Genomic DNA, 25,483 nt, shown 5'->3' on the forward strand with positions numbered 1-25,483 from the left:
GCCATCTCGGTGGTCATGACGTCAGGGCCCCCTTCAGGTACTCGACGGACAGGCGGACCAGCGCGTCGACGTCGTCGTGGCCGTCGAAGATGTGCTGCGCACCCTCGACCGGCACGAGGCGGGCCTCGACGCCGGCGGCGGTCAGGGCGGCGTGCAGCGCCTCGCTCTGCGCGTAGGGCACCAGCCAGTCGGCGGTGCCGTGCACGAGGAGGAACGGCGGCGCGTCCGCGGTGACGTGGGTGATCGGGCTGGCATCGGCCAGCGCCGCGCCCTCCAGCCCGCGGGTGAGCTGGTCCTCCGGCGCGACCAGGAGCTCGGGCGGCAGCTTCTCGGCGATGTGCGGCGGCGGGGTGCGGCGCGGCATGGTCGACAGGTCGGAGACGCCGTACCAGTCGACGACGACGTCCACCGCCGACGACGGGCCCACGACGCCGTGCGTGCCCTCCAGGTCGGCGCGGTGCGCGGTCAGGCCGAGCGCGGCGACGATGTGCCCGCCGGCCGACTCCCCCATCGCGCCGATGCGCTCGGTGGAGACGCCCAGCTCGTCGGCGAAGGCCCGCAGGTAGCGGACGGCGGCCTTGGCGTCGTGCAGCTGCGCGGGGAACGGCGCCTCCAGCGCGTGCCGGTAGTCGATCGTGGCGACGGCGAGACCGGCGTCGAGCAGCGCGTCGAAGACCTGGTCCGGCCGGAACGTCTCGGGCAGGATCCGCCGGTCGCCGAACATGAACCCGCCGCCGTGCACCCACACCACCAGCGGCGCCGGGCCCTCGCCGGCCGGCACCCACAGGTCCAGCTGCAGCGGCCGGTAGCCGAAGGCGACGGCGTAGGTCAGCCCGCCGTAGTGCAGCGCGCCGTCGTCGCGGCGGGTCGGCTCGTGCGGCGGCAGGAACCGGGCGGGCCCGGCCCACTCGGTGGTCGTCTCGGCCGTCATCGCGGGCTCGCCTCCAGGGTGCTCGTGTACGTGTGCTCGCCGGGTCCGGCGGTGTCGGTGGTGCCGTCGGGCAGGACCACCTCGGCCTCGGTGCCCGGGGGGACGACGACGTGCAGCGCGAAGCGGTCGCCCTCCAGGGTCCACGCCGACTCGATGCGGCCGTACGGCGACTCGTGCGCCGCCTCGGCACGGGTGAGCCCGCCGCCCGGCCGGGGCCGCACGCGGAAGCGGCGGTAGGCGGGCTCGAGCAGCTCGATGCCGGCGGTGTACCGGTGCAGGAACGAGACGACCGCGCCCTTGGAGTAGTGGTTGAGCGAGTCATGCGGCACGCCGTCGGCGTCCACCCCGTTCCACAGCTCCCACACCGTGGTGGCGCCGCGGTCGACCATCACCAGCCAGCCCGGCTCGGTGTCCTGCAGCAGCAGCTCGTAGGCGACGTCGAGGTGGCCGGTGTCGGCGAGCACGGGCAGCAGGTACGGCGTGGCGAGGAAGCCGGTGCCCAGGTGGGTGTCGGCCTTGCGGACCAGCTCCACCAGCCGCTCGGCCACGACCGGGCGCAGCTCCTCGGGCACGAGGTCGAACGCCAGGACACGCACGTGGGTGGCCTGCGTGTCGGGGGTCAGCCGGCCGTCGGCGTCCAGGTACTCGGCCTGCCAGGCGTCCCGGGCCCGGTCGGCGAGCGTGGCGTAGCGGACGGCGTCGTCGTCCCTGCCGAGCAGCGCGGCGATCCGCGCCACCAGCCGCGCGCTGTGCGCGAGGTACGCCGTCGCGACGTGCCCCTTGTCGCCGGTGCGGAACTCCTCCGACGACGTGCCCAGCTTCTCCCCCGGCTCCAGCCACTCGCCCCAGTGGAAGCCGGTGTCCCACAGGTACTGCTCGTGCGGCGCCGGCTCGGCCGACCGGGCGACGCGGGACGGGTGCCGCTGCTCGCGGGCCGTGCGCTCGGCGCGGCCGAGCCAGCCGACCATCGTCGGCCACATCTCCTCGAGCAGCTGGACGTCGCCGTAGGCGCGGTGGACCTCCCACGGCACGATGACCGCCGCGTCGCCCCAGCCGGAGGAGCCGTTGAGGTGGGCGATCGGTCCCTCGCGGCCCTCGTGCCTGGGGCTGGGGCTGACGTTGGCGATCGTGCCGTCGGGCCACTGGTCGGCGGCGACGTCGCGCAGCCACTTGGTGGAGAAGCCGGCGACGTCGTACAGGAACGCCGCGGTGGGCACGAACAGCTGCCAGTCGCCGGTCCAGCCGTGCCGCTCGCGGTGCGGGCAGTCGGTGGGGATGTCGCAGGCGTTGCCGCGGAAGCTCCACACGGCGGCCTCGTGGAACCGGTCGAGCCGCTCGTCGCTGGAGGAGAACCAGCCGGTGCGGCGCAGGTCGGTGTGCACCACGATCCCGCGGACGTCGTCGGCGGTGAGCTCGCCGGGGTGGCCCTCGATGCGCGCGTAGCGGAAGCCGTGGGTGGTCCGGCGGGGCTCGAACACGTCGCCGGGGACGCCGGCGGAGACGACCGAGTCGACCTGGCCGGCGGGCAGCGGGTGCGGCAGGAACGTCATGTCCGGCTCGAGGTTGGCGACCGTCACGTCGCCGTCGGGGTCGAGCCACTCGCCGTGGGTCAGGGTGAGCTCGGTGCCGGCCGGGCCGAGGTCCGTCAGCCGCAGCCAGCCGTTGATGTTCTGCCCGAGGTCGACGACGTGCGCGCCGCCCGGCAGCCTCGTCACCGAGGCCGGGGTCAGCTCCTCGACCCGGCGCACCGGCGGGGCCGGCGAGTCGACCAGCCCGGCGTACCCGTGCTCGACGACGGCGACGTCGTCCCAGCCGCCGTCGTCGAAGCCGGCGGCGTCCCAGCCGCGGGGCAGCCGCGTCAGGTCCCACCGCTCGCCCTCGATCAGGTCGGCGGCGACGACGTGCCCGAGCCCGCTGCGCCAGCCGGGACCGGTGCCGACGACGGTGACCTCGCCGTCCTCGTGCACCAGGTGCAGCTGCGCGAGCAGCGCGAGGCGGGTGCCCCACTGGTCGGCGGCGCGGGTCAGGCCCACCTGCCCCCGGAACCAGCCGTCGGCGAGGACGACGCCGAGCGCGTTGCGGCCCGCGCGCACCGACGCGGTCACGTCGACCGTCTGCACCTGGAGCCGCTCGTCGTACTGCGTGTAGCCGGGCGTCAGCTCGGCGTCCCCGGCCCGGACGCCGTTGAGGAACGCCTCGTAGAGCCCCTGCGCGGTGGCGTGCATCCGGGCGGCGACCACCGGGCGGTCGACGTCGAACTCGAACCGCAGCAGCGCGGCCGGGCGGTGGCCCTTCTGCCCCTCCGGCATCGCGCCGGGCTCGACCCAGGAGGCGCGCCAGTCCTCGGCCCACAGCAGCCCGGTCTCGAACCAGCAGGCGTCGGAGGGAGCGCTCTCCCCCAGGTCGGTGAGCACCTGCACCCGCCACTCGACCCGCTGCGACGACGCCAGCGGCGGGCCGGCGTAGGGCGCCAGCAGGTTCTGGTCGCTCTCCACCCAGCCGGAGTCCCAGCCGGTGTCGGTGGTGATGCGGTACGCCAGCTGCTCGCGGGCGCCGGCGGGCAGCCGCCACGACAGCCGCGGCGCCGTGGTGCGGATGCCCAGGGCCTCGTCGAGGTGCTCGACCCGCAGGCCGGACGGCGCGGCGCTCACGCGGTCACCGTCACGGTCGCCGAGACGTGCTGCTCCCCGGCCGACGGCCCGCTGGACAGCACCAGCGGGCCGGGCTCGACGGCCCAGCCGTGGTCCCAGTGGCGCAGGGAGCGGGGGTGGACGGTCACGGCGACGTCGACGACCTCGCCCGGCTCGGCACGCACGACGGCGAAGCCTGCCAGCCAGCGGGCCGGCCGGTCGAGTTCCGAGTCGGGCCGCGACGCGTAGACCTGCACGACCTGCTTGCCGGCCCGGGAACCGGTGTTGCGCAGCCGCACCGAGACACCCAGCCCCACGTCGCGGGCTTCCTGTACCGAAAGCCCGCCGCCCTCCCGGGCCTTCTGTACCGAAAGCCCGCTGCCCTCCGGAGCTTCCTGTACCGAAAGCCCCTCCCACTCCCAGGTGGTGTAGCCGAGGCCGTGGCCGAACCAGTAGGCGGGCTCGACGCCGTCGCGCAGGTAGGCGCGGTGCCCGATGTGCAGACCCTCGGTGTACTCCAGGCGCCCCTCGGTCGGCGTCGTGGCGGTGACCGGGGCGGTGTCCAGCGCCGTCGGCCAGGTGGTGGGCAGCCGGCCCCCGGGCTCGACGGCGCCCAGCAGGACGTCGGCCAGGGCGCTGCCGAACTCCATGCCCGGGAACCACGAGACGAGGACGGCGGCGACCTCGTCGCGCCACGGCAGCTCCACCGGCGCGCCGGCGTTGACCACCACCACGGTGCGCGGGTTGACCGCGGCCACGGCGCGGACGAGCTCGTCCTGCCGGCCGGGCAGCGCCAGCGACGTGCGGTCGAAGCCCTCGCTCTCGACGTCCTCGCTGGTGCCGACGACGACCACGGCGACGTCGCTGGTGCGGGCGAGCTCGACGGCGTGCGCCAGCTCCTCGTCGGCGGGGCGCAGCGGCAGGCCCACGACGAGCCCGGCCCGGAAGATGAACGCCTCGGGCTGCCAGCGGAAGCGGATCCGGACGTCGGCCGACTGGCCCGCGGCCAGCGGCACCACCGCGACGTGCTGCGGGCTGCGCTGGAAGATCTCGCCGAAGTCGGCCGGCACCCGGTCGACCGCCCCGTGGGCCACCTCGGTGCCGTCGACGGTCACCGTGCACTCGCCGAAGCCGGTGGCACCCACGCGCCAGTCGCCGTCCTCGTCCGGGGTGAACCGCGTGCTCATCTCGAACGCGACCGCCCCGGCGGGGACCTCCTGCGCGATCCGCACGATCATCGCCGTCCCGGCGGTCTGCTCCGCCAGCGGAGCGCCGTGCTCGTCGAGCCACCGGACGGTGACGGCGGTGGTCCCGTCCTCGCCGGCCAGCTCGTCGGCGCGGGCGGGGCGCAGCGCGTCGGACAGCGCCGCACCGACCGCGCTGACCACCTCGGCGCGACCGTCGAGCGCCGCGGTGAGACCGGCGACCGGGGTGACCAGGTAGGCCAGCGGGACGGTGGCCGAGCCGCCGCCGAGCGCGCGGGCGTCGCGCGCGCCGGGCCCCAGCACCGCCACCCGGCGCAGCTCCCCGGCGCGCAGCGGCAGCACGCCGTCGTTGCGCAGCAGGACGGTGCCGGCCGCGGCGGCCTCCCGGGCCAGCGGGGAGGCGTCCTCGACCCGGCCGGCTGGTGCCTTGTCGGCCTCGAACCCCTCGAGCGCGCCGGTGCGCGCCGCGAGGAGGAGCAGCCGGCGCACCTTGGCGTCGACGTCGGCCTCGGCGACCCGGCCGGCCCGCACCGCCTCGACCAGCGCCGCGCCCCACTTCTCGTCGGGCCCCGGCATGGCCAGGTCCAGCGCGGCGCGGGCGGCCGGCTCGCCGGAGTACAGCGCGTCCCAGTCGGAGACGACGACGCCGGAGAAGCCCCACTCCCCCTTGAGCGGCTCGGCGAGCAGGTCGTTCTGGGTCATCGGGGCGCCGTTGACCCCGTTGTAGGCCGCCATCACCAGCCACGGGTCGGCGTCGGTGACCACCGCCTCGAACGGGGCCAGGTACAGCTCGCGCAGGGTGCGCTCGTCGAGGCGGTTGTCGACGCTCATGCGGTCGGTCTCGGCGTCGTTGGCGACGTAGTGCTTCGGGCAGGCGCCGATGCCCCGGTCCTGCAGGCCGCGCACGTAGGCGGTGGCCAGCCGGCCGGACAGCAGCGGGTCCTCGCTGAAGCACTCGAAGTGCCGGCCGCCCAGCGGCGAGCGGTGCAGGTTGATCGTCGGGCCGAGGACGACGTCGACGCCCTTGCGCACCGCCTCGGCGGCCAGCAGCGTGCCGATGCGGCCCAGCAGGTCCTCGTCCCAGGACGCCGCCATCGCCGAGCTCGAGGGCAGCGCGGCCGACGGGTCCAGCTCGGTGTCGGTGCCGCCGCGGACGCCGATGGGACCGTCGGAGACGGTCATCGCGCGCAGCCCGATCCCGGGCACCGGCTGCGTCGTCCACACCCCCGCCCCGGACAGCAGCCGCACCTTGGTCTCCAGGTCCAGCTCCCCGACGAGGGAGAGGACCTCGGTTTCCCCGCTCACCGGGCGGCGGTCAAGCGCTCGGCGTGGTGGCAGGCGGTGAGGCTGGCGTCGACCAGCCGCAGGGGCGGGCGCTGCTCGGCGCAGACGTCGGTGGCCAGCGGGCAGCGCGGCACGAACGGGCACCCGACCGACGACGGCTGCGCGGCGCCGGCGGTGCCGAAGCCGGCGGCCTCGCGGGCGGCGCGGCGGGCGGCCTGCTCGGCCGGCCGCGGCACCGGGGCGGCCGCGGTCAGCGCCACGGTGTACGGGTGCCGCGGGGCCTGGGTGACCGGCTCGACCGGGCCGGTCTCCATCACCTGCCCGCGGTAGAGCACCACCGCCCGCTGGGCGAGGAACCGGACGACGCCGAGGTCGTGGGCGATGAACAGGAACGCCAGGCCGTGCTGGTCTCGCAGGTCGGCCAGCAGGTTGAGCACCTGCGCCTGGGTGGAGAGGTCCAGCGCCGAGACCGGCTCGTCGAGGACGACGACCTGGGGGTCGCAGACCAGCGCCCGGGCGATGGCGATGCGCTGCCGCTGGCCGCCGGAGAACTGCGAGGGGTAGCGGTCGACCGCGTCACCGGGCAGGCCGACCGACTCGAGGCCGGCGCGGGCCCTGGCCAGCGCGGGCTCGCCCTTGACGCCCATCAGCCGCAGCGGCTCGACCAGCGTCTGGCCGATGGTGCGGGCCGGGTTGAGCGAGGAGTACGGGTCCTGGAACACCACCCGCAGGTCGGCCACGACCCGGCTGCGCTCCTTGAGCGACATCGAGGTGATGTCGCGGCCGTGCAGCTTCACGGTGCCGGCGGCCGGCGGGTGCAGGCCGAGCACGGCCTTGCCGATCGTCGACTTGCCCGAGCCGCTCTCGCCGACCAGGCCGACGGTCTCGCCGGGCATGATGTCGAAGCTGACGCCGTCCACGGCCGGGGTGGCCTTCTTCGCCTTGCGGCCGGAGCCGTAGCGGACGACGAGGTCGCGGATCTCCAGCGCGGGCGTGGTGACCGGCGGGACGACGGCGGTGGGCGCGGCGGCGGTCATGCGGACACTCCTGCGGTCGGGGCGGACTCGTCGGGCAGGCGCTCGGCGCCGGGCACGATCTCGTCGCCGGCGTGCTCGGCCTCCCAGGTGACGGCGGCGCGCGACAGCTCCTCCACCCGGATGCACAGCACCGACCCGGTGCCGTGCGCGGGCAGCACCGGGAACGGCGCGGTGCACTTCTCGGCGGCGAACTGGCAGCGGGAGGCGAACCGGCAGCCGGTCGGCCACGAGCCGGGCGGCGGGACGGTGCCGGGGATGGAGGCCAGCCGCTCGGGCACCGGCTCCCCCCCGGGCACGTGCGGGTCCGCCCCCAGCAGCGCCATCGTGTAGGGGTGCGCCGGCTCGTCGAGCACGCGGGCGGCGGTGCCGGACTCCACGACCGTGCCGGCGTACATGACGGCGACGTCGTCGCAGATGTCGGCGACCACACCCAGGTCGTGGGACACGATGACGACCGACAGGCCGGTGTCGCGCACCAGCGCCCGCAGCAGCGACAGGATCTCCGCCTGCACCGTCACGTCGAGGGCGGTGGTGGGCTCGTCGGCGATGAGCAGCTCCGGCTGCCCGGTCAGCGCCAGCGCGATGCACACCCGCTGCGCCATGCCGCCCGACAGCTGGTGCGGGTAGCTGCGCAGCACCCGCTCGGCGTCGACGATGCCCACCTGCTGCAGCAGCTCGGCGGCGATCTGCCGGGCCTCCCCGCGGCCGACGCCGCGGAACCGGCGGATCGGGCCGGTGAGCTGGTAGGCGATGGAGAACATCGGGTCCAGCGCCACCATCGGCTCCTGGGAGATCATCGCGATCTCCCGGCCGCGGATGGCGTCGAGCTCCTTGTCGCCGGTGCCGACCAGCTGGCGGCCCTGCCACAGGATCGAGCCGCCGGAGACGGAGACGCCGTCGGGCAGCAGGCCCATCAGCGAGCGGGCGGTCATCGTCTTGCCGCAGCCGGACTCCCCGACCAGGCCGAGCACCTTCCCCCGCCGCAGCGAGAACGACACGTCGCTGACCAGCTGGGGGCCGTCGTCCACCGCGATCGACAGGTCGCGCACCTCGAGGACGGCGTCCGGGTCGGCGGGGGCGGCGTCGAGGGGCACCGGCGTCACCGCCGGCTTCTTCCGCCGGACGCGGAGCTTCTCGACCGAGGCCTTGCCGGCGATGGCGTCGGCGAGCTCGTTGGCGGCGACGACGGTCAGGGCCAGCACCAGGCCGGTGGGCACCAGCAGCCACGGCGCGTCGAACAGGTGGCCGGAGGCGTCCTGGATCATGAAGCCCCACGAGGGCTCGGGCTCGCCGGGACCGAAGCCGAGGAACGCCAGGCCGGCGACGATGAGCAGGCCGATGCCGAACAGCTGCGCCGCCTGCACCGCGACCACGGTCGCCATCGAGGGCAGCACGTGCAGCAGGTTGACCCGCAGCGACCCCAGCCCGTTGACCCGGGCGGCGTCGACGTAGAGCCGCTGGCGCACCGACTGCGCGACACCCAGCAGCACCCGGTAGACGGCCGCGGAGATCAGGACGCCGAGGATCGCCATGACCGGGTAGAGCTTGTTGCCGATCGCGCCGATGACCGCCAGCAGCAGGATCGTCGAGGGCAGGGCGAGGAAGACCTCGGTGACCCGGCTGATCGCCCGCTCGGTGCGCCGGCCGCGCTCGGCGGCGATCAGCGCCAGCGGCACGCCGATGCCGAAGGCGACCACGAGCATGAGCGCCGAGGACAGCAGCGGCAGCGCGCCGGCGGTGAAGATGCGCGAGAGCAGGTCGCGGCCCAGCGGGTCGGTGCCCAGCCAGTGCTCGGCCGACGGCAGCGCCAGCCGGTTCGCGGTGTCCTGCTCGGTCACGTCGTAGGGCCGCCACAGCGGCGCGGTCAGCGAGGCGACGATGACGACGGTCAGCCAGGTGGCGCCGAAGATGCCGCCGGGACGGCGGAGGAAGCCGGGCAGGCCCCGCCGGCGGCGGGCCGGGGGAACCGGCTCGGTGGCGACCTCGTCGGCCGCATCCAGGGGCAGGACGCTCACGATGCACGCACCTTCGGGTCCAGCGCCGCGACCACGAGGTCCAGCAGCAGGTTGATGACGACGACCACCACGGTGGCGATGACGACGACGCCGACCAGGGCCGGGAAGTCGCTGGACAGCGCGGCCTGCTGGCTGGCCTGGCCCAGGCCCGGCAGCGCGAACAGGTTCTCGATGATCACCGAGCCGCCGAACAGCGCGATGAACTGGATGCCCAGCGTCGAGACCACCGGCACGCTGGCGAAGCGCAGCGCGTGCACGTAGCGGATCCGCCACTCCGGCGTCCCCATGGCCCGCAGCGTGCGGATGTGCTCCTGACCGAGTGCCTCGCGCATGCCGACGGCGGCGGTGCGGGCGATGATCGCCGCGCCGCCGACGGTGAGCGTCAGCACGGGCAGCAGGAGGCTGTCGAACCAGGCGGCCGGGTCGGCCGAGAACGGCACGTACCCCGTGGCCGGCAGCAGCTCGAGCTGGATCGACAGCAGGTAGACGAACAGGACGCCGACCCAGAAGGCCGGCAGCGAGAGGGCGACACCGGCGCCGGTGGTGATGAACTTGCCCAGCCGCCCGCCGCGGACGGCGGCGGTGACGCCGAGCAGCACCCCGAGCACTCCGGAGGCGAGCGTGGCGAACAGCGCGATGAACGCCGTGACCGGCAGGCGGTCGGCGAGGTCGTCCCCGATCGAGCGGCCGTTGATCAGCGACGTCCCGAAGTCGAAGCGCACGAGCTGGCCGAGGTAGTCGAAGAACTGCGCGTACAGCGGCCGGTTCCAGCCCAGCGCCTCGTTCTCCGCGGCGATCTCGGCGGCGGTGGCGCCGGGTCCGAGCCGGACCGCGCCGGGGGTGCTGTCGCCGGCGTGCACCAGCAGGAAGGTGATCAGCGCGGCGGCGAGCACCGTGCCGACCGCCAGGGCCAGCCGCTTCGCGACGTAGGCGAGCATCTCGGATCCCTCGTTCGCAGGGGGTGGGTGGCGGTGGGCCGGTGGCCGCGGGTCAGCAGACGACCGCGGCCACCGGCCGGTCAGGACGTCAGCTCGCCGGCTGGATGGCGGAGAGGACCAGGTAGTTGTTGGCCCCGGCGAACGCCGGCTCGGCCAGCTTCTCCGCGTTGTAGCCGTAGTAGGTGAAGTCCTCGTACACAGGGAGGTACCAGGCGTTGGCGGTGATGGCCCGGTTCAGGTCGGTGAGCGCCTGCTCCTGAGCGTCGCCCGTGGCACCGAGGGCCGCGCCGAGCGCCCCCTGGATCTCCGGCTCCGTCGCGCCCTGGGTGTTCATGAAGCCGCCGTACACCACGCCGGCGATGAAGCCGGCCGGCTGCGCGCCGACGGCGAACGGGCCCCACAGCACCGGGTCGGTCTGCACCGCGGCGAAGACCTGGTCGGTCGAGGTGGCGGTCACGAAGTTCATCGTGATGCCGACCTCGGCGAGCTGGCTCTGGATGGCGACCTGGTCCTCGTCCGGCTGGCCGAGCACGGTCACGTCGAACTCGAAGCCGTCGGGGTAGCCGGCCTCGGCCAGCAGCTGCTTCGCCCGGTCGGGGTCGTAGCCGAACTCCTCGTCGAGCCCCGCGTCGAAACCGGCCGCGCCCTCGGGGAACAGCTGCGAGGTCGGCCGAGAGCCCTCGTGCAGGTCGTCGACCAGCGTCTCGCGGTCGATGGCGTGCATGATCGCCAGCCGGGCCTGCTCGCTGGCGAACGCCGGGTTGGTGGCGCCGGTCTTGTCGGTCACCGGGAAGCCGACGATCGTGCCGCCCTGGGCGACGGTCTCCTGCCGCGACTGCACCAGGTCGATGGTGGACGGGTCGAGGATGCCGGCGACGTCGGCCTGGCCGGACACCACCGCGTTGGCCAGGGCCTGCGGGTCGGTGATGACGTCGAAGACGATGGTGTCGTAGTTCCACTCGTCGGCGTTCCACGCCTCGTCGTTCCTGACGAGGGTGTAAGTGCTCGCCTGCGTGGTCGCGCCCTCGTCGAGGGTGTAGGCGCCGGAGCCGTCGGGCGCGGTCTCCAGGGAGGCCGGGTCGGCGATGCCCTCGGGGCCGACGATGACGCCGGCGGTGTCGACCAGGTTGTTCTCCGGCGTCGCCTGCGGCTGGGCCCAGGTGATGACGACGGTCCGCGGGTCCTGCACGGTGACGTCGGTGATCTCGGCGGCCTGGCCGGGGGCGATCGAGCCGTACGCCTCGAGATCGGGGTCGCTGCGGCGGTCGAGGTTGGCCTTGACGAGTTCGGCGTCGAGCGCCGAGCCGTCGGCGAAGGTGACGCCCTCGCGCAGGGTCAGCGTGGTCTGGGTGTTCTCGGGGTTGTTCGAGAACTCCTCGACCAGGCTGCCCTCGACGGTGCCGTCGGGCTGCGTGACGAACAGCGCGTCGTAGAGGGCGCTGTAGAACGTGAACTGGCCCTGCGAGTAGAGCAGCGGGTCGTAGCCGGTGGGCGCGGCGTCCGCGTCGACCGCGATGGTGAGGGTGTCCTCGGCGCTCTGGCTGCCGCCACCGCCACCGCCCCCGCCGCTGCACGCGGCGAGCGACGTCACGGCCGCGGCCGTGACCAGCGCCGCGCCGGTCCGGAAGGTGAATCGATTCATGCTGCTCTGGCTCCTTCGCCTGACAACGGAGGGGTCATGTGCGGGCCGTCCTGGCCGGGCCGTGGCTGTCCCGCCCGGCTTGGCCGCCAACGATGCGGTGGGCGTCACATCGGCGTCAGGCACAATGCCGCTCAATGGAAAACAACTGTGGTCCCCGCCTCACCGGTGACGAACGGGTGACGGTCCTGTGACCGACGGCCCTGCCGAGACCGGCCGGGTGCGCGGCCGCCGCCCGCCGCAGGGCGACCCGGTCATCGACCGCGCTCTGTCCCTGCTCGCCGCGTTCGACGCCGGGCACCGGTCGCTGACGCTCGGCGAGCTGGCCCGGCGCAGCGGGATCCCCACCAGCTCGACGCTGCGGCTGGCGGGCCGGCTGCAGGCCTGGGGCGCCCTGGAGCGCGGCGGCGACGGCCGGTTCACCATCGGGCTGCGGCTGTGGGAGGTCGCCTCGCTGGCCCCGCGGGGCCAGGGCCTCAAGCAGGTGGCGCTGCCGTTCATGGGCGACCTCGAGGAGGTCACCCGCCAGCACGTGCTGCTCGCCGTCCGCGAGGGGGACGACGCGCTGCTGGTCGAGCGGCTCTCCGCGCACGGCGCCATGGCGGTGCTCTACCGGGTCGGCGGCCGGCTGCCGCTGCACTCGACCGGCGTCGGGCTGGTGCTGCTCGCCTACGCCGAGTCGGCGTTCCAGGAGCAGCTGCTCGCCCAGCCGCTGGTGCACCAGCCCGAGAACGTGCCGGTGTCCCCGGCCGCGCTGCGCCGGACCCTCGCCGAGGTCCGGCGGGAGGGGCTGGCCACGCTGCGCCGGCGCGCGCCGCAGCCGCTGGTGAGCGTGGCCGCGCCGGTGTTCGGCGCCGAGGACAAGGTCGTCGCCGCGCTGTCGGTCGTGGTGCCGCAGGAGAACGCCGAGCCGCGGCTGCTCGGCCCGGCCGTCCGGACGGCGGCCCGCTCCATCTCCCGCGGCCTCGGCGCCCGCCGCTCGATCGGCCTCACCGCAGCGCCGTAGGGGCTTTCGGTACCGAAAGCCCGGCGCGCCGTGGGGCGTTCGGTACCGAAAGCCCGGCGGGCGTGGGGCTTTCGGTAACCAAAGCCCCGGGGGCGTTCCGCTGAATGACACGGCGCTGGGATCGGGGCCCGGCCGCGGGCCAAGCTCGGGCGACCGCGCCCGTGGCGGGCGCCACATCCGGCCCCGCCGCGGGCCGCACTCGTGTCCGGGAGGGAACCAGTGCCGATCCACCCCATGATCGCCGCCAAGCTGCACCTGCTCGAGGGCATCACCTCGTTCGAGGCGGCGATGGCCGACCCCGCGCAGCGGGCGCTGCTCGACGAGTTCATGGCGATCACCGGTGCGCCGGAGCCGCCGCAGGTGGCGACGCGGGACACCACGGCCCCGGGCCCGCACGGGCCCGTGCCGGTGCGGGTCTACGAGCCCGCCGAGCCCGGCCCCGACCGCCCCGCGCTGGTCTGGATGCACGGCGGCGCCTTCGTCGGCGGCGACCTGGACATGCCCGAGGCCGACTGGACCGCCCGGCAGATCGCCGAGCGCGCGGGCGCCGTGGTCGTCAGCGTCGACTACCGGCTCTGCGCCGGGGGCGTGCACTACCCGGTCCCCCACGACGACGTCGTCGCCGCCTTCCGGTGGGTGCGTGACCACGCCGCCGAGCTCGGCGTCGACGCGGGGCGCATCTCGATCGGCGGCGCCTCCGCCGGCGGCAACCTGGCCATCGGCGCCGCGCTGAAGCTGCGGGACGAGGGCGAGACCCCCACCGCCCTGCTGCCGATCTACCCGGTCGCGCACGCCGTCGTCCCGCCGGCGTCGGCGTCGCTGGCCGCGAAGATGGCCGCGGTCCCCGATGTGCTGCGCTTCTTCCCGCCGCAGACGAAGTGGTTCAACGAGAACTACCTCGGCGGGCCGCTGTCGAAGGCCGACGGCTACGCCTTCGGGGCGCACGCCGTGCTGGAGGGCCTCTGCCCCACCCTGGTGATCAACGCCGAGTACGACGACCTGCGCGCCTCCGGCGAGGCGTTCGTCGCCCGGTGCGCGCTGGCGGGCGTCGACGTCCGGCAGGTCACCGCGGTCGGCATGCTGCACGGCTTCCTCAACACCCGCCCAGACCTCGAGCCGGTCGGGCGGGCGCTCGACCTCATGGCCGAGGTCGTCGCCGGCGGCCGCGTGCCGGTCGCCGCGTGAACCCGCTGCTCCCCGGCTTCAACCCGGACCCCAGCGTCGTGCTGGTCGACGGCACCTACTACCTGGTGACGTCGACGTTCGAGTACCTGCCCGGCCTGCCCGTGTACCGCAGCACCGACCTGGTGACCTGGGAGCACATCGGCAACGTCGCCACCCGCCCCGAGCAGGTGGAGCTGGAGCGCGTGCCGACGCCGGGCGGCGTGTGGGCGCCGACGATCCGGTACCGCGACGGCGTCTTCTTCGTGATCGTCACGGTGATGCTCGGCGGGCGCGGCTGCGTCGTCTTCACCGCCACCGACCCGGCCGGGCCGTGGAGCGACGGCACGCCGATCCCGGCGGTCGACGGCATCGACCCCGACCTCGCCTGGGACGACGACGGCACCGCCCACGTCACCTACGCCAGGCACCCGCACGCCATCCGGCAGGTGACGGTCGACCTGGCCACCGGCGAGGCGCTGGAGGAGCCGCGGGCGCTGTGGGCCGGCAGCGGCCTCTACTCCCCCGAGGGCCCGCACCTCCACCGCCGCGGCGAGCACTGGTACCTGCTGGTGGCCGAGGGCGGCACCGACCGCGGCCACGCCGTCACCGTCGCCCGCGGCCCCTCGCCGCGGGGCCCGTGGGAGAGCTGCCCGGGCAACCCGGTGCTCACCGCCGCCGGCACCGGCTCGCCGGTGCAGAACACCGGCCACGCAGACCTCGTCGACACCCCCGACGGCGGGACGGCGGTGGTCCACCTCGGCGTCCGACCGGTCGGGCTGGCGCAGGCGTACTCGCCGCTGGGCCGCGAGACCTTCCTGACGCCGGTCGAGTGGGTCGACGGCTGGCCCACCGCGCGGCTGCCCGAGCTCGCCCCGGGGCCGGGGGTCGAGGAGTCGTTCGACCTCGCCGACCCCGCCGCGCTGGACGACCCCGGCTGGCTGGCCGTGCGCCGCACCCCGGCCGAGGTCGGCACGCCGACCGAGCGGGGCCTGGCCGTTCCGGCCGACGGGACGACGCTCGACGACCCGCGCCCGCGGTTCCTCGGCCGCCGCCAGCGCCACCTGCGGGCGACGGTGTCCACGACCGTCGACGCCTCGCGGGGCACCGGCGGCCTGGCGTCCCGCTACGCCGAGGACCACTGGTTCGCGATCGAGGCCGGCCCCGACGGCACGGTCACCGCGCACGCCCGGCTCGCGGGTGTCCACCAGACCTGGCGGGCGACGGTCCCGGCGGGCCCGGTCGAGCTGCGCCTGGAGATGACCCCGCCGCCGTCGGACTTCTCGGCCGGCGCGGTCGGCGCCGACCGGATCCGGCTGCTGGCCGGGGACGTCGTCCTCGCCGAGCTCGACGGCCGCTACTGGACCTTCGAGGTCAGCAAGTCCTTCACGGGCCGGGTGGTGGGGATGTTCGCCACCGACGGCACGATGACCTTCGCCGACTTCCGCTACCGCGGCAGCGACACCGAGGAGATCACCGCATGAGCGCCACCTTCCCCGACGGCTTCCTCTGGGGCGCGGCCACCGCCGCCCACCAGGTCGAGGGCGGCAACGTCAACAACGACCACTGGGAGCTCGAGCACGCGCCGCACTCCCCCTTCGTCGAGCCGAGCGGCGACGCCTGCGACTCCTGGCACCGCTGGCCCGAGGACCTCGACCTGGTCGCCGGCGCCGGGCTGGGGACCTACCGGTTCAGCCTCGAGTGGAGCCGCATCGAGCCCGAGGAGGGCGAGTTCTCCCGCGCCGCGCTCGACCACTACCGGCGCATCGTCGACGGCTGCCGCGACCGGGGCCTGACCCCGATCGTCACGCTGGTCCACTTCACCCAGCCGCGCTGGCTGCTGCACGACGGCGGCTGGACCGGCCCGAAATCCGGCGACCGGATCGCCCGCTACACCGAGTTCGTCGCCCCCGCGCTGGCCGACGCCGGGTACGTGGCCACGCTCAACGAGCCCAACCTCATGTCGGTGCAGCCGGTGATGGCGCGCATGGCCCGCAGCGGCCAGCCCATCAAGGGCCTCCCCCGCCCCGACCAGGAGGTCGCCGACGCGCTGATCGGCCTGCACGGCCGGATGGTCGAGCCCCTGCGCGGCGCCGGGCTGCGGACCGGGTGGACGCTCGTCGGCCGGGAGAACATCGCCGAGGACGGCGGCGAGGAGCTGATGCGCGCGGAGCGGGCGGCCTTCGAGGACCAGTTCCTCGAGGTCTCGCGCGGCGACGACTGGGTCGGGCTGCAGGTCTACACCTGCGCGCGGTTCGGCCCCGACGGGCTGGTCGCGCCGCCGCCGGAGCTGCAGACGCTGGCCCACGGCATGGAGCGCCGGCCGGAGGCCCTCGGCGCGGCCGTCCGCCGGGGCGCCGAGGTGCTGGGCGGGACACCGATCCTGGTCACCGAGAACGGCATCGCCACCGCCGACGACGAGGACCGCATCCGATTCACCCGCGACGCGCTGACCGGCCTGGCCGCGGCGATCGCCGACGGCGTCGACGTGCGCGGCTACGTGCACTGGAGCCTGCTGGACAACTTCGAGTGGATGCTCGGCTACGGGCCCACCTTCGGCCTGGTCGCCGTCGACCGGGAGACCTTCGCCCGGACGCCGAAGCCGAGCCTGGCCTGGCTCGGCGAGGTGGCCCGGCGCAACGGTCTGTGAGATGACCGTGGCCACCGACGGCATCACCGTCGTCGTCGCCCGCGAGGTCGCGCCCGGCCGCGAGCAGGAGTTCCACCGCTGGGTGGACGAGCTGCTCGCGGCCGCGCGGCGGTTCCCGGGCTACCTCGGCTCCGGCGTCCTGCAGCCGATCGCCGGCGGCTCGGTGTGGCACGTCGTCTACCGGTTCGACTCGGCCGAGCGGCTGGCCGGCTGGGAGGGCTCGACGATCCGCACCCGGCTGCTGGAGCGGGGGGCGGAGTTCATGGAGACCGTCGCCGAACGCCGGCTCGACGGCATGGAGGCCTGGTTCGAGCCGCCGGCCTCCGCCCCGGCGCCGCCGCCGCGGTGGAAGACGTTCGTCATGACCGCGACCGTCATCCTCGTGCTGCAGTTCCTGCTGTCCACCGCGCTGCGGCCCCTGGTCGGCGACTGGCCGCTGCTCCTCCGCACCGCGGCGGTGATCGTCCCGCTGGTGGCGCTGATGACCTGGGTGGTCATGCCGCGCCTGTCCCGGCTGCTGCGCCCCTGGCTCTACCGGGGGCGGTCGGCCTAGGAACGGCGCCTCCTTCGGCGCCTCAGCGGCCGGCCCGCGGGTCGACGTGCACCTTCGGTCCGGGGCCGGCGCCCTCGGGGCGCCCGCCGGCGAGCACGGCGGCGACCTGGTCGAGGCCGACGGTCGCGGCCACCAGCGGCCTCGGGTCGACCTCGCCGCCGGCGTAGGCGGCGATCGTGGCGTCCAGGCCCGGGGAGGCCGAGAGGATCCCGACCGCGGTGACGTCGGCCAGCAGCAGCCGCCGGGTGTCGATCGTGCTGGGCGTGCCGGCGATGCCGATGCACACCACGCGGCCGGCGGGCTCGACCAGGTCCAGGGCGAGCGCCGGGGAGCCCGGGTCGGTCGACGCGTCGACGACGGCGTCGAACGGCAGGTCCGGCAGGGTCTCCCGGGTCCGGGCGTCGGCGAAGCCGAGGCCGCGGGCGAAGGCGAGCGAGCCCTCGGTGACGCCCAGGAGGTGCACCTCCGCGCCGGCCGCGCGCAGGAACATCGCCGTCAGCAGGCCGATCGTGCCGGGGCCGATCACCAGGGCCCGGTCGCCGGGGCCGACCCCGGCGGCGTGCGCCGCCCGCCACGCGTTGCCGCCCGGCTCGACCAGCGCGCCGAGCACCTCGTCGACGCCGTCGGGCAGCGCGTGCAGCGACCACGCGGGGACGGCGAGCTGCTCGGCCAGCGCTCCGTGCCGGCCGCCCCGGATGCCGACCTCCTGCCGCTGCTCGCACACGTGCTGGTCACCCCGGCGGCAGCGCCGGCAGGTGCGGTCGCCGAGCATGGTGTCGCCCATGACCCGCCGGCCGAGCCAGGCGGCGTCGACGCCGGCCCCCACCGCGCGCACCCGGCCGCACCACTCGTGGCCCGGCCGCAGCGGGTAGGAGGAGTGGCCGGTCTGCAGGTACGACAGCTCGCCGGTGAACAGCTCGACGTCGGTGCCGCACACGCCGACCCGCTCGACGTCGACGACGACCTCGCCCGGCGCGGCGACCGGCACCGGCACCTCCTGCACCGCGCACTCCCCCGGTCCGGTGAGCACGACCGCGCGCATGGTCCTCAGCACCACGCAAGGATGGCGGGCGTGAGCCTCCGCAGCGCGCAGTGGTACTCCGGCGACGTCCGCCACTCCTACATCCACCGGGCCTGGATGCGCCGCGGCGTCCCCGACGACGCGTTCGGCCGCCCGCAGATCGCCATCGCGAACACCGCCTCGGACCTCGTGCCGTGCAACCGGCACCTGACCGAGGTGGCCGCGGCCGTGCGCGACGGCGTCCACGCGGCCGGCGGCACGCCGCTGGAGATGCCGGTGATGGGCCTCGGCGAGACGCAGGTCCGGCCCACCGCGATGCTGTGGCGCAACCTGGCCGCGATGCAGATGGAGGAGATGTTCCGCGCCAACCCGGTCGACGGGCTGGTGCTGCTCGGCGGGTGCGACAAGACCATCCCGGCGCTGCTCATGGCCGCGGCCTCGGTCGACCTGCCCGCCGTCGTCGTCCCCGGCGGGCCGATGCTGACCGGCACGTTCCGCGGCGTCCCGCTGGGCTGCGGCACCGACGTCTTCCGGCTGTCGGAGGAGGTCCGGGCGGGCACCCTCTCGGCGGAGGACTTCGCGCGGTCGGAGTCGGCCATGATCCGCAGCCGCGGCCACTGCAACACGATGGGCACCGCGTCGACGATGGCGCTGGTCGCCGAGGCGCTCGGCACCGTCGTCCCCGGCGTCGCCGGCACCCCCGCCCCCGACAGCCGGCTGCTGGAGGCCGCGCACGGCAGCGGCCGGCTGGTGGTCGAGATGGTCGGCGCCGACCGCCGGCCCTCGACGTTCCTGACCGCGGCCTCCTTCGCCAACGCGATCGTGGCGCTGGCCGCCGTCGGCGGGTCGACCAACGCCGTGGTGCACCTGCTGGCGATCGCCGGGCGTCTCGGCATCGACCTGACCCTCGACGACTTCGACCGGATCGGGTCGCGGGTGCCGGTGCTGGTCGACCTGCTTCCCGCCGGCCGGTTCCTCATGGAGGACTTCCACCGCGCCGGCGGCCTGCGCGCCGTCCTGTCGCAGGTGCGCGACCTGCTCGACCCGACCGCGCTCACCGTCACCGGCAAGCCGCTGGTCGACACCCTCGACGACGCGCCGATCTGGGACCCGGAGGTCATCCGCCTGCGCCGGGAGCCGCTCGTCGAGCACGGCGGCATCGCCGTGCTGCGCGGCAATCTCGCGCCGGACGGCGCCGTGATCAAGCCGGCCGCGGCCTCACCGCACCTGATGCGGCACCGCGGCCGGGCGGTGGTCTTCGACTCGATCGAGGACTTCGCCGCCCGCATCGACGACCCCGACCTCGACGTCGACGCCGACTCGGTGCTGGTGCTGCGCGGGTGCGGCCCGAGGGGCTACCCCGGCATGCCCGAGGTCTCGAACATGCCGCTGCCGCGCAAGCTCCTCGCCCAGGGGGTGCGGGACATGGTGCGGGTGTGCGACGGCCGGATGAGCGGCACCGCCTACGGCACCGTCGTCCTGCACGTGGCGCCGGAGGCCGCCGCCGGCGGGCCGCTGGCGAAGGTGCGCACCGGCGACGTGGTCAGCCTCGACGTGGGGGCCCGGCGGATCGACGTCGAGGTCCCGGACGAGGAGCTGGCCGCCCGCGCGCCGAGCGAGGCCGCGGTCGCCGCCTTCGCGGACCCGCGCCGCGGCTGGGAGCGGCTCTACGTCGACCACGTGCGCCAGGCCGACACCGGCGCCGACCTGGACTTCCTCGTCGGCTCGAGCGGATCGGCGGTCCGCCGCGAGTCGCACTGACCGGCGGTCAGGTGCCCATCCGGGTGGCCACCGACGTGCCGAACCGCGCCGCCGCGGCGCGCTTGCAGCCCGCCGGGAAGTCGCGGGCCGCGGCCCGGTCGGCGGCGGCGAGCCGCAGCTGGGCCGCGGCGTTCCCGGCGAAGGCCGCGGCGGCGTCCTCGGGCGCGGCGTTGGCGATCGCCAGCAGCGCGCCCGCGGCCCCGATCGCGCCGCACAGCCCGACCAGGCTCGCCGCCCCGGCGTAGAGGTCGCCGGCGAACGCCTCGCGCTCGTGCAGCAGCCGGCCCGCGTCGCCCGAGGAGTCCTTGAGGCCGGTGACCGGGAGGTCGCCGAGCAGCTCCACCGGGATGCCCGGCGTCGAGGCGGCCGGGAAGTGGTAGGCCAGCAGCGGCCCGGCGGCCGCCTTGGCGACCGTCTCGTAGTACGGCCGCGGGTCGGCGACCCGGGGCGGCGAGAGCGCCAGGACGGCGTCGGCGCCCACGGCGAACGCGCGCTCGGTCAGCTCCGCGGCCTGCCGCCCGGTCGGCGCGCCGGTGCCCGCGAGCACGGGGACCTCGGCCGGCAGCGCCGTGCGCACCGCGCCGACGAGCGTGTCGCGCTCCTCCGCCGTCAGGGTGGCCGCCTCCCCGGTCGTCCCGGCGACGAGCACACCGCGCACACCCGCGTCGACCAGCCGGGCGGCCAGGTCGGCGGTGGCCGGTGCGTCCAGGGCGCCGTCCTCGCGGAACAGGGTGAGCAGTGCGACGCCGACGCCGGTGAACAGGGCCATGCCCGCATCCTGCTCCGCCCGGCGCTCAGCGGCGACGCGCGTGCAGCCGCAGCTTCGCCAGCAGGTCGCCGAACAGCAGCCGGACGTCGACGTCGGTGTAGACCCGCCCGGCGGCGGTGGCGCGGTGCGCGCTCGACGCGTCGTCCAGGGCCGTGACGAGCACGGGCGGGCTGTCCCCGAGCGGCCAGACCCCGCCCAGCCGCACGAAGTCGGGCAGCGGGAGCTCGGTGAAGCGCCGCCACAGCCACTGCCCCACCGGGCCCGCGCCGCCGAGGTCGCCCTCCAGCTCGGCCACCGAGTACGCGCAGCGGCGGTAGGTCTCCAGCGGGAACTGCCAGAGCCGCAGGCCGGGCGTGCCGAGCACGAGCTCGGCGGCCGCCGGGTCGGTGTCGCGGTTGTACTCCTCCGCGGCCGGGTCGAGGGCGCCGCCGATCCAGACCAGGGTGAACCGCGAGACGACGTCCGGCGCCTGGTGCAGCGCCTGCGCGACGTTGGTCAGCGGGCCGCCGCAGACGACGAACAGGGGCAGCGGGTCGTCCCGCCGGGCCTCGGCGACGATCGCGTCGGCCGCCGCGGAGCTCGTGTCCCCCGCACCGAAGGGCCCGTCGCAGCCGGCGTGCACCGCCGGCGGCTCGGGCACCCCCACCAGCTCCACCAGCTCCGCGGCGAGCGCGGCTCCGGCGGCGGCCCGCGACTCCGGGGACCGGAAGACCGGGTTGAGGAAGGAGCTCGTGACCGCGTCGACGCGGTTGGTCGGCGAGAGCAGGTGGTGGGCGAGCGCGACCAGGCCGTCCGGGTCGCCGGACCAGTCGTTGTCGAGGACCACGCGGGACTGGACGGCCAGGCGCAGGGCTGGGGGTTCCACGCCCGCGACTGTGACGCGCGTTGCGGCCGGGGCGGAGGATCGTTTCCGCTCAATGGCAGGCCCCTGGGGACCGGTGACGGCGGTCACGGATGCTTCCCGGAGTCGACGCCGACCCCGGAGGAGAGTTCCGTGAGCTTCGAGTACCTCATCGACCCGGAGAAGGGCCCGCAGTGGAAGGGCGCGCTCCCGGGCAAGCCGGTGCCCTACGTGCTGCGCCGCGGCGAGGGCGAGACCGCCATGCTGTTCCGGGACCTGTTCACGGTGCTGCTGTCGGGGGACGAGACCGAGAACCAGTTCGGGATCATCACCGCCGACTCCCCCGCCGGCGACGTCATCCCGACCCACTCGCACAACGCGACCCACGAGACGTTCTACGTGCTCGAGGGCAAGGTGAAGCTGTTCTACGAAGACCCGGAGGGCGGGAAGCAGTCGGCGCTGCTCACCCCCGGCGACTTCGGCTACGTGCCGGCCGGGTTCGCGCACGCGTACCAGATCGTCGAGGACGCCCGGATGATGGGCACGCTCTCCGGCGGTTTCGAGCGGTTCTTCCAGCACATGGGCACGCCGACCGACCACGCGACGACGGACCAGCCGCCGTTCATCCCCGACTTCCCGCGCATGCAGGCGGCGGCGCAGCAGCACAACATGCAGTTCATGCCGGACTACACCTGGCCCGACGCGTGATGGCAGGGCCGGGAGCATCGCAGCGAGGGACGAGCGAGGAGCGGACCGGCCCGCGGCATCGCGCCATCGACATCGCCTAGGTCCGTCCTACCGGAGGCTGGGCGCGCAGGATCCCTGCGCTCCCGGCCTCCGCTCGTGAGGAGAACCGTGCCCACGCCCGCCCTCCCCCTGCCCCCGCCGGCGCACGAGCAGCCGCTGCCCCCGCCGGTCGACGGCGCCGGCGGCACCACCCGGCTGCTCGGCGTCCCGTACGCGGCCGTCCCGGGGGTCCGCCCGCTCGAGCTCGACCTGTACCTGCCCGCCGGGGAGGGCCCGCACCCGGTGGTCGTCTTCCTGCACGGCGGCGGGTGGCGGCTGGGCAGCCGGCACGCGGCCGGGCCCGCCTACCGCGGCGCCGACCCGTTCGAGCGGGTCGCGCAGGCCGGCGTCGCCGTCGCCAGCGTCGACTACCGGCTCTCCGGCGAGGCCCGCTGGCCCGCCCAGCTGCACGACGCCAAGGCGGCGGTGCGCTGGCTGCGCGCCCGCTCCGGCGACCTCGGCACCGACCCCGACCGCATCGCCGCCTGGGGCGAGTCCGCCGGCGGCCACCTCGCCGCGCTCCTCGGCCTGGTGCGCGACCCCGCCCTCGAGGGCGACATCGGGTTCCCGGCCCGGTCGAGCGCGGTGTCCGCCGTGGTCGCCTGGTACCCGCCGACCGACCTCGTCGGCTTCGCGGCCGACGCGGCCGCCGACCCGGCCGACCCGACCACCCGCGAGGCGCAGCTGCTCGGCGCCCCGGCGCAGGACGTCCCCGAGCGGGCCGCGCAGGCCAGCCCGCTCGCGCACGTGACGCCGGACGCCCCGCCGTTCCTGCTGCTGCACGGCGCGGCCGACCGGTTCGTCCCCCGCGTGCAGAGCGAGCGGCTGCACGACGCGCTCGTCGAGGCCGGGGTCGCGGCCGAGCTCGACCTGTACGAGGGCGCCGACCACATGTGGCTCGGCTCCGCCGAGGCCGCGCGGCAGGCGCTCGACCGCACGGTCGACGTCCTGCGCCGGCACTTCGGCGTCCGCCGCTGACGAGAGGAAGAGGATCGATGAGGTTCGTGGGCATCCGCCGGGACGGCGGAGGGGTCGAGGTCGCGGCGCTGTCGGAGGACGGCGCGTCGGTGACCGTGGTCGCCGGGCTGGAGGAGTTCTGGGCCGACGCGGCCGGCCACCTGGGCCGCACCCCGGACGGCGCGACGGTGCCGGCGGCGCACGTGGAGTTCGTGCCCCCGGTGCTCCCGGGGGCCCGGGTCGTGTGCATCGGGCTGAACTACCTCAAGCACGTCGCCGAGGGCTCGTTCTCGGGCCAGGAGCTGCCGCCCCACCCGACCCTGTTCGCCCGCTGGACCCAGTCGCTGTCGGTCGGCGGCGCCCCCGTGCCGGTGCCGTCGAACGAGGACGGCGTCGACTGGGAGGGCGAGGTCGTGGCCTTCGTCGGGTCGACGCTGGTCGACGCCACACCGGACGAGGCGCTGGCCGCGGTGGTCGGCTACGCGACTTTCAACGACATCACCGCGCGCCGGGCGCAGAAGCTGACCAGCCAGTGGATCCTCGGCAAGAACGGCGACGGCTCCGGCCCGCTCGGGCCGCTCGTGCCCGCGGCCGAGGTCGGCGACCTGCGCGACGGCCTGCGCGTGCGGACCCGGGTCAACGGCGAGGTCGTGCAGGACGGGCGGACCGACGAGATGGTCTACACCGTCGGCGACACCCTCTCCCTGATCAGCCACACCTTCACGCTGCGCCCCGGCGACCTGCTGGCCACGGGCACGCCCTCGGGCGTCGGCTACGCCCGCGACCCGCAGTGGCTGCTGCAGCCCGGCGACGTCGTCGAGGTGGAGGTCGAGCGGCTGGGCACGCTGACCAACCCCGTGGTCGCCAACGACACCCGGAAGGCCTGACCCGATGGCCGGCGAGTACCGCCAGTACCTCTTCCCGCACGACCACCCGCGGCTGGCCGAGGTCCGCGGGATGGACCCCTACGCCTACCGCGAGCACGCCCGCACGCCGGGCACGTTCACCGGCGGCCTGGTCGAGGGCTGGACGCCGCTGTACCGCAACGAGTTCCGCGGGGTCACCGAGGACGGCACGCTGCGCGAGGGCCTGCACGACCTGACCCCCGCCGAGCCCGGCGAGGAGGCGCCGGTGGTGGCCATGGTCGAGGCGGCGCGCGAGCTGCTCGCCGTCCTCGACGACGAGGGCCGCGCGCGGATCCGCCACGACGTCGACGCCGTCGAGTGGCAGACCTGGGCCAACCCGGAGTTCATGCAGTTCGACACCGGGCTGCGGCTGGACCTCCAGCCGGAGGAGGTGCGGGAGAAGGCGCTCGCGCTGGTACGCGCGTCGCTCTCGCCCGAGGGCTTCGCGCTGGCCCACGCGATGATGATGATCAACGGCTTCCTGGGCGAGGTGGTCGACCTGACCACCGTGCTCAACGAGTGGAGCTACAACGTCGCCCTCTACGGCGAGCCCGATCCCCGGGCCCCCTGGGGGTGGCAGCTGTTCGGCCACCACTGCGCGCTCAACTGCCTGGTCGTCGAGGGGCGCATGGTGCTCTCCCCCGTCTTCCTCGGCGCCGAGCCCGACGAGATCGACGCCGGCCCCCGCGCCGGTCTGCGCGACGTCTTCGCCGACCGCATCGCCCTCGGCCGCGCGTTCATGGCCGCCCTCACCGACGACCAGCGCGCGCAGGCGACCGTCTACGCGCGGATGGTCGACCCCGCCATGCCGCCCGGCCGGGTGCACCCCGGCGACGAGCGGCACCTGGCCGGCGCCTTCCAGGACAACCGGGTCATCCCGTTCGAGGGCGTCCGCGTCGCCGACCTGGCCCCCGCGGCGCAGCAGGCGGCGCTGGGCATCGCCGAGAGCTTCGTGGCGCTGCTCCCCGAGGGCCCGCGCCGGGCCCGGCTGCGCGAGATCGAGGCGCACCTGGACGAGACCTGGTTCTCCTGGATCGGCGGGCACGGCCCCGGCGACGTCTTCTACTACCGGCTGCAGTCACCGGTGGTCGTCGCGGAGCTCGACCACCACTGCGGCGTCTTCCTCGACTACGACACCCCGCAGCCGTTCCACGTCCACACCGTGCTGCGCACCCCGCACGGCAACGACTACGGCCGCGCCTGGGTGCGCCGGTGGCGGGAGCGGCACGCCGCCGGCTGACCGGACGGTCCGGTCTCGCAGACGCCTGCCGCTCAATGGCAACGCCCTACGCCGGGGTGACCCCCGCCACGGATGCTGGGGAGGCGCTGAGCGAGGCCGGCCGGCTCCCGGCGCACCTCCCGCCACGCGGCCGCTCGCCCGTCGAGCCCTGGCC

At 75.3% G+C, this 25,483-nt stretch carries 20 protein-coding genes; 10 read left to right on the forward strand and 10 right to left on the reverse strand.

Annotated elements, in window-relative coordinates; translation table 11 throughout:
- Positions 1–13: 13 nt before the first annotated feature.
- The 7 genes from ACI78S_RS08435 to ACI78S_RS08465 form a co-directional block, all read right to left on the reverse strand.
- Positions 14–931 (reverse strand): alpha/beta hydrolase fold domain-containing protein, encoded by a 918-nt coding sequence (locus ACI78S_RS08435; RefSeq protein WP_456972125.1) that lies wholly within the window; start codon positions 929–931, stop codon positions 14–16.
- Complete coding sequence (locus ACI78S_RS08440) at positions 928–3,582, reverse strand: family 78 glycoside hydrolase catalytic domain (protein ID WP_456972127.1); 2,655 nt, start codon at positions 3,580–3,582, stop codon at positions 928–930. Before ACI78S_RS08440 ends, ACI78S_RS08435 begins: the two co-directional genes overlap by 4 nt.
- Positions 3,579–6,071 (reverse strand): beta-glucosidase, encoded by a 2,493-nt coding sequence (locus tag ACI78S_RS08445; protein WP_456972129.1) that lies wholly within the window; start codon positions 6,069–6,071, stop codon positions 3,579–3,581. The genes ACI78S_RS08440 and ACI78S_RS08445 overlap by 4 nt, the downstream gene beginning before the upstream one ends.
- The gene (locus ACI78S_RS08450) at positions 6,068–7,087 is read right to left on the reverse strand and encodes an oligopeptide/dipeptide ABC transporter ATP-binding protein (RefSeq protein WP_456972131.1); all 1,020 of its coding nucleotides are present in this window, start codon (positions 7,085–7,087) and stop codon (positions 6,068–6,070) included. The genes ACI78S_RS08445 and ACI78S_RS08450 overlap by 4 nt, the downstream gene beginning before the upstream one ends.
- Complete coding sequence (locus ACI78S_RS08455; RefSeq protein WP_456972133.1) at positions 7,084–9,102, reverse strand: dipeptide/oligopeptide/nickel ABC transporter permease/ATP-binding protein; 2,019 nt, start codon at positions 9,100–9,102, stop codon at positions 7,084–7,086. The genes ACI78S_RS08450 and ACI78S_RS08455 overlap by 4 nt, the downstream gene beginning before the upstream one ends.
- Entirely contained in the window at positions 9,099–10,040 is a 942-nt protein-coding gene (locus tag ACI78S_RS08460) for an ABC transporter permease (RefSeq protein WP_456972135.1), read from the reverse strand. The genes ACI78S_RS08455 and ACI78S_RS08460 overlap by 4 nt, the downstream gene beginning before the upstream one ends.
- Positions 10,041–10,128: 88 nt before the next feature.
- A complete protein-coding gene (locus ACI78S_RS08465) occupies positions 10,129–11,682 on the reverse strand; it encodes an ABC transporter substrate-binding protein (RefSeq protein WP_456972137.1) in 1,554 nt (517 codons plus the stop codon).
- Positions 11,683–11,869: 187 nt separating this feature from the next.
- Between ACI78S_RS08465 and ACI78S_RS08470 the strand changes: the two genes are divergently transcribed.
- The 5 genes from ACI78S_RS08470 to ACI78S_RS08490 all read left to right on the forward strand — a co-directional run bounded on the left by ACI78S_RS08470 (position 11,870) and on the right by ACI78S_RS08490 (position 17,049).
- Positions 11,870–12,685, forward strand: coding sequence for an IclR family transcriptional regulator (locus ACI78S_RS08470; RefSeq protein WP_456972139.1), 816 nt, complete (start codon positions 11,870–11,872; stop codon positions 12,683–12,685).
- A 219-nt stretch (positions 12,686–12,904) separates the two neighbouring features.
- Entirely contained in the window at positions 12,905–13,870 is a 966-nt protein-coding gene (locus tag ACI78S_RS08475) for an alpha/beta hydrolase (protein WP_456972141.1), read from the forward strand.
- Entirely contained in the window at positions 13,867–15,330 is a 1,464-nt protein-coding gene (locus tag ACI78S_RS08480) for a family 43 glycosylhydrolase (protein WP_456972143.1), read from the forward strand. Before ACI78S_RS08475 ends, ACI78S_RS08480 begins: the two co-directional genes overlap by 4 nt.
- On the forward strand, positions 15,327–16,496 hold the full coding sequence (locus ACI78S_RS08485) for a glycoside hydrolase family 1 protein (RefSeq protein ID WP_456972145.1): 1,170 nt from the start codon (positions 15,327–15,329) through the stop codon (positions 16,494–16,496). Before ACI78S_RS08480 ends, ACI78S_RS08485 begins: the two co-directional genes overlap by 4 nt.
- Before the next feature lies 1 nt (position 16,497).
- Positions 16,498–17,049 (forward strand): antibiotic biosynthesis monooxygenase, encoded by a 552-nt coding sequence (locus ACI78S_RS08490; protein ID WP_456972147.1) that lies wholly within the window; start codon positions 16,498–16,500, stop codon positions 17,047–17,049.
- A gap of 22 nt (positions 17,050–17,071) precedes the next feature.
- On the opposite strand, the gene ACI78S_RS08495 is transcribed toward ACI78S_RS08490, so the two are convergent.
- On the reverse strand, positions 17,072–18,103 hold the full coding sequence (locus ACI78S_RS08495; RefSeq protein WP_456972149.1) for a zinc-dependent alcohol dehydrogenase: 1,032 nt from the start codon (positions 18,101–18,103) through the stop codon (positions 17,072–17,074).
- Between the two features lie 9 nt (positions 18,104–18,112).
- Between ACI78S_RS08495 and ACI78S_RS08500 the strand changes: the two genes are divergently transcribed.
- Complete coding sequence (locus ACI78S_RS08500) at positions 18,113–19,831, forward strand: dihydroxy-acid dehydratase (protein ID WP_456972151.1); 1,719 nt, start codon at positions 18,113–18,115, stop codon at positions 19,829–19,831.
- A 7-nt stretch (positions 19,832–19,838) separates the two neighbouring features.
- Here the strand turns inward: ACI78S_RS08500 and ACI78S_RS08505 are convergent, their stop codons facing one another.
- Both ACI78S_RS08505 and ACI78S_RS08510 read right to left on the reverse strand, forming a co-directional pair.
- The gene (locus tag ACI78S_RS08505) at positions 19,839–20,600 is read right to left on the reverse strand and encodes a dihydrodipicolinate synthase family protein (protein WP_456972153.1); all 762 of its coding nucleotides are present in this window, start codon (positions 20,598–20,600) and stop codon (positions 19,839–19,841) included.
- A gap of 25 nt (positions 20,601–20,625) precedes the next feature.
- A complete protein-coding gene (locus ACI78S_RS08510; RefSeq protein WP_456972155.1) occupies positions 20,626–21,465 on the reverse strand; it encodes a nucleoside hydrolase in 840 nt (279 codons plus the stop codon).
- Positions 21,466–21,594: 129 nt separating this feature from the next.
- Between ACI78S_RS08510 and ACI78S_RS08515 the strand changes: the two genes are divergently transcribed.
- The 4 genes from ACI78S_RS08515 to ACI78S_RS08530 all read left to right on the forward strand — a co-directional run bounded on the left by ACI78S_RS08515 (position 21,595) and on the right by ACI78S_RS08530 (position 25,329).
- Entirely contained in the window at positions 21,595–22,149 is a 555-nt protein-coding gene (locus tag ACI78S_RS08515) for a quercetin 2,3-dioxygenase (protein WP_456972157.1), read from the forward strand.
- Between the two features lie 147 nt (positions 22,150–22,296).
- Positions 22,297–23,205 (forward strand): alpha/beta hydrolase fold domain-containing protein, encoded by a 909-nt coding sequence (locus tag ACI78S_RS08520; RefSeq protein ID WP_456972159.1) that lies wholly within the window; start codon positions 22,297–22,299, stop codon positions 23,203–23,205.
- A gap of 17 nt (positions 23,206–23,222) precedes the next feature.
- Positions 23,223–24,071 carry a fumarylacetoacetate hydrolase family protein gene (locus tag ACI78S_RS08525; RefSeq protein ID WP_456972161.1) on the forward strand — a complete coding sequence of 283 codons (849 nt, stop codon included), beginning with the start codon at positions 23,223–23,225 and terminating at the stop codon, positions 24,069–24,071.
- Positions 24,072–24,075: 4 nt separating this feature from the next.
- The gene (locus ACI78S_RS08530; protein ID WP_456972163.1) at positions 24,076–25,329 is read left to right on the forward strand and encodes a DUF3500 domain-containing protein; all 1,254 of its coding nucleotides are present in this window, start codon (positions 24,076–24,078) and stop codon (positions 25,327–25,329) included.
- The last annotated feature ends 154 nt before the right edge of the window (positions 25,330–25,483 follow it).

This window comes from Geodermatophilus sp. SYSU D00815, from assembly GCF_054050035.1.

Excerpts from the sequence above, each read along its gene's own strand:
- ACI78S_RS08435 (WP_456972125.1), bottom strand. The coding sequence starts at position 931 with ATGACGGCCGAGACGACCACCGAGTGGGCCGGGCCCGCCCGGTTCCTG.
- ACI78S_RS08450 (WP_456972131.1), bottom strand. The coding sequence starts at position 7,087 with ATGACCGCCGCCGCGCCCACCGCCGTCGTCCCGCCGGTCACCACGCCC.
- ACI78S_RS08460 (WP_456972135.1), bottom strand. The coding sequence starts at position 10,040 with ATGCTCGCCTACGTCGCGAAGCGGCTGGCCCTGGCGGTCGGCACGGTG.
- ACI78S_RS08465 (WP_456972137.1), bottom strand. The coding sequence starts at position 11,682 with ATGAATCGATTCACCTTCCGGACCGGCGCGGCGCTGGTCACGGCCGCG.
- ACI78S_RS08485 (WP_456972145.1), top strand. The coding sequence starts at position 15,327 with ATGAGCGCCACCTTCCCCGACGGCTTCCTCTGGGGCGCGGCCACCGCC.
- ACI78S_RS08490 (WP_456972147.1), top strand. The coding sequence starts at position 16,498 with ATGACCGTGGCCACCGACGGCATCACCGTCGTCGTCGCCCGCGAGGTC.
- ACI78S_RS08500 (WP_456972151.1), top strand. The coding sequence starts at position 18,113 with ATGGCGGGCGTGAGCCTCCGCAGCGCGCAGTGGTACTCCGGCGACGTC.
- ACI78S_RS08505 (WP_456972153.1), bottom strand. The coding sequence starts at position 20,600 with ATGGCCCTGTTCACCGGCGTCGGCGTCGCACTGCTCACCCTGTTCCGC.
- ACI78S_RS08525 (WP_456972161.1), top strand. The coding sequence starts at position 23,223 with ATGAGGTTCGTGGGCATCCGCCGGGACGGCGGAGGGGTCGAGGTCGCG.
- ACI78S_RS08530 (WP_456972163.1), top strand. The coding sequence starts at position 24,076 with ATGGCCGGCGAGTACCGCCAGTACCTCTTCCCGCACGACCACCCGCGG.